This window comes from Oscillatoria sp. HE19RPO, from assembly GCF_024220515.1.
In the GTDB taxonomy this organism is placed as follows: domain Bacteria; phylum Cyanobacteriota; class Cyanobacteriia; order Cyanobacteriales; family Laspinemataceae; genus Laspinema.
Window position 1 is genome coordinate 1 of the sequence record NZ_JAMXOT010000348.1, and the last position, 5,041, is coordinate 5,041.

Here is a 5,041-nt window from a genome sequence, read left to right on the forward strand (position 1 = left end):
CTCCAAAAAATAAAACCTTCAAAAAACCCGCAGGCTCAAGCCTGGGGCTACACGGACAAAGCGGTGCCTGCGCGGGCTAAAAGAGCCTTGTTAGGTGCGATCGCATCAAAGCAAGGATGATTTATTTGTTGGAATACCCTAAGCCGAATCCGACTTCTGGGAATTAGGCATCTAGGGCTTGCTATGTAAAGCTAAAATACATTAAGGGCAAGGGTCTTGAGGATTTTTTTGAAGTGCAAGGTTTTCAGATCGAAACACTCAAAAACCTTGCATTTTCGTCGGCGATGGCCGATCTAATAAGGAAGCCAGAGTCCAAAACGACCATTGGGCAAGCTGTACGGCATCAGAATTCGCTCTGTTAGTCTTTTTCAGCAAGCGCTACCTTCTGAGTCAATCAAACTATAGCGGTTCCCGGACTTATGCGGTATAGACAATTAAAGGAGTGCAAGCATCTTGCTCGCTACCGTCAAGAGGGAGCAAGATGCTCGCACTCCCAAAACGTACCTCATAACTGTGGGAACCGCTATATAATCTAATGTTCATGATCACCGGACGCAAAACAAATTTTGCGACTCACCAAGCCATATTGAAACGTTCTGGTAGCAGGGTGATTGTTAGACTTGGCGAGATTAAGATCTCGAAATTTGATAATTTATCGCATATTCTTTCAGTTTCTGTAAAATATAAATAGCCAATTTATTATCGGTCGTCTCTGCTTCTGACTTATGCAGAAGGGGAATCAATGACTTTTATTTTTCCATTGCCGGAAGAAAATATTGCACCGGAAATGACAACTAAAATAATTGAAGCTTTCAAAGCGGAAAAAGAAGCATTACACCAATTGTCTGCTTATATTACAGTGGGCTGTAACCTACATATCACGCAATAGGGAGGCGATCGCTTTTCCCACACCAACGTCGGAGACGCCCTCAATCGCGTCTCCACAATTCTTCCGTGAAAATCTGTGAAATCTGTGGCTCTTACCCCCCCGACGGCGTATTATTCGCCTGAAACTCTCCATCCTGCCATACCCCTTCCACCCGCGTCCCATTGGCAAAAATAAACACCCCTTTGCCATGTCGAACGTGATTTCTAAACTCCCCTTCATACCGATTGCCATTGGCAAACGTACAGACCCCTCTCCCATTCAATTTTCCCTCGCCCCATTGTCCTTCGCACCGGGTCCCATCACCCATAACGTAAACCCCATTTCCCTGGCGCAGGTTATTTCTAAATTCCCCTTCGTAGCGGTTCCCATTGCCAAAACTACAGCTTCCTTTACCGTTTAATTGTCCATTGCGAAACTCCCCTTGGCAGCGCGTGCCATCGGCAAACGCATACACCCCAGTTCCCTGTCTGACATGATTTCTAAACTCGCCTTCGTAGCGATTGCCATTGGCAAAGGTACAAACCCCTTTCCCGTTCAATTGTCCGTTTTCAAACGTACCGGAACATTGGGTGCCATCGGCAAAGGTATAAACCCCACTGCCTTGAATGATGCTATTTTGAAATTCCCCTTCGTAGCGGTTGCCGTTAATAAAATTGCAGGTGCCTCTACCGTTGAGTAAATTGTTGCGAAACGTTCCCGAACATTCGCTACCATCAGCAAACAGAAAAGTACCATTTCCCTGTCTGACACCATTGGTGAGTTGGCCGTCGTAGTAGTTTCCACTGGGAAAAATGCAGATGCCGTTAGGATTTTCGCTGCTGGAACCGCCATTATTCTGACAGTAAGTTCGGGTAACGCTGCTGGGAACTTGAGCGATTGTCGGTGCGATCGCAGCCGTCCCACTCACCCCCACCGCAACCATTGCGGCAATCGCCCATTGGGAACCTGTCCCTTTCCAATCCGTCGTCACTGTTTTTGTCTGGCTAAGAAAAACAAATGGCAACATTTTTCCAAAAAACCTCCGTTTATCGCATTGTAAATCAACTCTGATTGGATTGGCCGATGCTCTCCTTAACCCCGATTAAAACACCCCTTTGCAAGTCAACTCTCCGGTTACGCTTTGCTATCTTAATGTCTCCATTGAATGATGTCAACTATAAATTTATCTAACCCCTATCCACTAGCAATCCTTATACCGATGTCGTCCCGATGTTCGGGTAAAAGGGCGAAAAAACGATAGAATCGCGATCGCATCTCATTATCCTCTCTTGACCACCACTCATGCTGCCATTCTTCCTAATCTTTCCTATCGCCCAAACCACTGCCGTACCCACTCCTGCGCCTGCGATGCCTCCATCGCAAGTGTTGCCAGAACCGGAACAGATTCCCAGTTTTGACGCTATCCCGGCGATCGATGCTTTACCGCCCAAAGAAGTGCAGGATGTTCAAGAGGTGCGCCCTTTACCGGGAGAACTGGATCGAGTGCCGGTTTTTAATAGCAATAGTCCAGAAGTGGTACTGACACCGGGAATTTTACTGTCTACTTTTCCACCCGAGGGAAAACAAGTACCGGATGCACACTTAAATTTTGCGTTTCAAGGACGATTTGATGTGTTTTCCCATCATATTGCCAGAGCGCGATTGCCGGAAGAAACTCGCACCTTTTATCAAGGGTTGATGGCGTACAATCCCACCGCAGAAACGGTGACGATTGAAGTGTTGCAAGCCGGGAGTTATTTAACCAGTCCCGATGCTTTATTTATTGAGTTACCGGATATGGTAGAAGATGCGGAAGGAAAGGTGTATTCTGGGCCGGGAAGTCGCGTAATGAATGCGGTTTTGCGGGGAAACAGACAGGAAATGTTTCCGCAGAAATGGGAGATTCCTCCGGGGGGGACGGTGATGTTAATTAATGCACCGATTCCGGTGGGAACGGTGGTGCCTTCTTCTAATGCGCGATCGACGATGATGCGGTTGTCGAGTAGTGGGGAGGTCTATCTGGCAAATTTAGCGATGCGATCGCCCTTGACGGATGATGGCAAAGAACGCGCACCTACTTTAGCAGAATGGCAGCGATTGTTAGAAAATGATGGGTTTGCAGGGCCGCGAGATACGCCGCCGACTTCTCTGGATCCGAGCAATATCGATGTGGTGTTCGGGCGCGTGGCGGGGGTGGCGCAGGGGTCGCAGTGGCGATCGCATCTCACTGATGACCCGAATTCGGAAACTCTCACAATTCCGCCTCTGGGTCAAGCGTTTGCCTATGCGTTGAGTACGGTACATCGCATTACTTTGGGAACGGGGCAGATACAAAGTGCGCCAATGCTGGCACGGTATCCCGATACGGCCTATTTCGCTCATGCTAATTATGGGATAGAATACGATTTGAGCTTGCCATTGTACAATTCTAGCGATCGAGCGCAGACGGTGAGGTTAGAGTTTTCGTCACCGTTGAAGGAAAATGAGGATATGGATGCACTGTTATTCTTCAATCCGCGCGATCGGCAAGTGTTCTTTCGCGGGACGATCCGAGTGCGCTATCCCGATGAAAAAGGCGTCACTCAGACGCGCTATCTGCATTTGGTACAGCGACGGGGACAACAGGGAGAACCGTTGTTGACCCTGACTCTACCACCGGGCGATCGGCGTTTGGTTGAGGTGGATTTTCTCTATCCTCCCGATGCGACCCCACCGCAAGTGCTGACGGTGAGAACGGTGGCAAGTCCGAATTAATTGGGGTGGGTTTGAGGCGATCGCTCCCAAATCAAATCCCACACTTAATAAGCTAGGTCTAGTTCATCTTCAAACATACGTCCGGCTAATTCATCACGTTTCAAATGCTGCCACTCTAATTCTATTTCGTTCATTTCAGAGCAGTATTTAGGGAGTAAAAAAGTGCTATCGTTGCTTTGTCCGGGAATAGCCGGATAAATGTCGCGTAAATGTATCCGAAAAATAAACTTTTCGGGTGTTCTTTTGGCTCATGGTGGTGGCTGGAATAGTTGATAGAGGATAGAAAAGGGACTTGATTGTTGGCCCTAACCTATGCCGGATGAGATTTTATTGGCTCACCCCAAAAGGTCGTTAAGGCCGGGGCAAAGCAACTGTTATCTTCGACGGAGGCGGGTTCAGCGATACCCCGAACACTAGACCTCTTTCAAAAAAAATCTATGTTATAATTACAAGTTTTGAATTTTAGACCCCAGAGCCAACTCATAATTATAAAGTGCTGCTGTGCAAATTACACCGGAGGCCATAACGGCGGCGACGATTTCGATAACGACTTGACAAAATTTTGAAAATTTTCAAACTTCTATTAATATGTTCAATCACTATTCTGTCTTTAGATAAAGCCCGATTGGAGTCTTTCTCTAAGGCAGAAAGACTCCAATTTTTAGGTTTCTTTTTAGGAATATAGCTATTAGAGTCAAAATCTTTTATTCCTTGATATCCACTATCTTGTAAACTCTCTGTTTCAGGATGAAAATGGACTTGATTTTTTTTTGAATAAGTTGAAGTCATGGCAATGCCCCGGTCCAAAATGTAGGCAAATAATCTCTTTAGTTTCTTGATTAATGACCACCTGCATTTTTAGATTGTGGTGTTTTTTCTTTCCTGAAAAGTATTTCTTCTGTTTTTTCTGGGGAAGTTCGTTCTTCTGTTTCTGTGACATCCATTACTACAACTTCTGGACGCCCAAAACCTTTAAAAAAGGCTTTCTTGCCAGGAATACCAAACTTTCCAGTTTTCATCAAAGTGGATTCAACATTAGTGACAATTCGGTAAACTGTTGATTCGGATACTCCCCAATTTGTGCCGATATGGAAATAGGTTCGATATTCTCGCCAATATTCTAATGCGACTAAGACTTGTTCTTCAAGATTTAATTTGGTTCGACGTCCTCGTTTATCTTTCGGATTCGCTAAACGGTATTGTTATATACTCTTTACCATTTCTTTAAAGGTTTGAATCTGGACACCAAATCTCCGTTTAAATTGCTGGGGTTTCAAATTTAGATAAAATAGATTGTTCATGATTAATTTATGGGAACTCCAAAAAATAAAATCTCCAAAACGTTCGTTCGTAGATCAACGGAGTAGCGCGATCAATGTAGGGGCGCAATGCTTGCGCCCCTGGGGCGCAAGCATTGCG

Annotated in this window: 3 protein-coding genes and 1 pseudogene; 2 read left to right on the plus strand and 2 right to left on the minus strand. The window is 45.8% G+C overall.

Going from position 1 to position 5,041, the window contains the following annotated elements; translation table 11 throughout:
• Nucleotides 1-742: 742 nt before the first annotated feature.
• Nucleotides 743-889: a hypothetical protein gene (locus NG833_RS26150; RefSeq protein ID WP_254568207.1), complete on the plus strand. Its 147-nt coding sequence runs from the start codon at nucleotides 743-745 to the stop codon at nucleotides 887-889.
• A gap of 91 nt (nucleotides 890-980) precedes the next feature.
• Here NG833_RS26150 and NG833_RS26155 read toward each other — a convergent pair whose 3' ends face one another.
• Entirely contained in the window at nucleotides 981-1,859 is an 879-nt protein-coding gene (locus tag NG833_RS26155) for an MORN repeat-containing protein (RefSeq protein WP_254568208.1), read from the minus strand.
• Nucleotides 1,860-2,170: 311 nt separating this feature from the next.
• Between NG833_RS26155 and NG833_RS26160 the strand changes: the two genes are divergently transcribed.
• Complete coding sequence (locus tag NG833_RS26160) at nucleotides 2,171-3,622, plus strand: DUF3370 domain-containing protein (RefSeq protein WP_254568209.1); 1,452 nt, start codon at nucleotides 2,171-2,173, stop codon at nucleotides 3,620-3,622.
• Nucleotides 3,623-4,068: 446 nt separating this feature from the next.
• Here NG833_RS26160 and NG833_RS26165 read toward each other — a convergent pair.
• Nucleotides 4,069-4,923, minus strand: a pseudogene (locus tag NG833_RS26165) (IS5 family transposase).
• Nucleotides 4,924-5,041 lie beyond the last annotated feature (118 nt).

Coding starts and splice junctions, on each gene's coding strand:
- NG833_RS26150 (WP_254568207.1), top strand. CDS start 743: ATGACTTTTATTTTTCCATTGCCGGAAGAAAATATTGCACCGGAAATG.
- NG833_RS26160 (WP_254568209.1), top strand. CDS start 2,171: ATGCTGCCATTCTTCCTAATCTTTCCTATCGCCCAAACCACTGCCGTA.